Source organism: Neptuniibacter sp., assembly GCF_024231755.1.
Classification (GTDB): domain Bacteria; phylum Pseudomonadota; class Gammaproteobacteria; order Pseudomonadales; family Balneatricaceae; genus Neptuniibacter.
Window position 1 is genome coordinate 1 of sequence record NZ_JAAEQH010000378.1, and the last position, 820, is coordinate 820.

The following is an 820-nucleotide window of genomic DNA, read 5'->3' on the forward strand; positions in this document are numbered from 1 at the left end:
GGGCGCATACCGTCCACCAAAAAGAGTACCACCTGGGGGTGGATTGATTTTTGTTTCATTCGTTGTTTCCTTTCATTACTTGATCTCGATATCAAAGCGAGCGTCTTGTACAATAAATCGGAAACGATCTCCACGGTACAAATCGCGGCTGAACTCGATGATGGTTCCAAACTGATCGCGTGAGATACGCTCTTCCATCATCAACGCTGCACCGGGTGAGACTTCTAGCACTTTTGCCTCATAATCTGAAGCCTGGACAGCCTCCAGGGCTTGTTCGGCACTGGTTATTTCCCGTCCATACGCTGTTTTCATAATTTCAAAGAGCGAGTTGTTTACCAGGTCTTGCTGATCCATGCCAGGAAAAATGTGTTTGGGCAGGCAAATGATCTCTAGCATCACCGGCTCATCATCCAGGCAGCGTAAGCGATGATAATGATAGACCAGGCTGTCTGCTGCAATCTTTAGTTTGGCTGCTATCCTTGCATTCGCTTTTGCTTCTATTACAGATAGGATATTGGCACCAACTTTGTATCCGCTCAAGGTCATGATTCTCGTAAACGCAAACAAGCGCCTGGCTTCCCGCTCGATCTTTGCCTTGGCAACAAATGTGCCGCTGCCTCGCTTGCGGAGAATAAGCCCCCGGGCTTCTAAAACACCCAAGGCTTGCCGTATTGTTGCTCGTTGAACGTTAAAGTGTTCATTCAAAGCCCGTTCGGTGGGGAGTTTATCCCCAGGTTTGAACTCTCCCGTTTCGATCTTGGAAATCAAATGTTCAGCGATTTGGATATAAAGTGGAACATTCGACGCAAGGTGAACAATA

The 820-nt window shown here is 47.4% G+C and carries 1 protein-coding gene; it reads right to left on the reverse strand.

The genetic code is table 11. The features are described from left to right. Nucleotides 1-75: 75 nt before the first annotated feature. On the reverse strand, nt 76-820 hold a 745-nt coding region (locus GY843_RS20915; protein ID WP_297312619.1), incomplete at its 5' end, for a GntR family transcriptional regulator.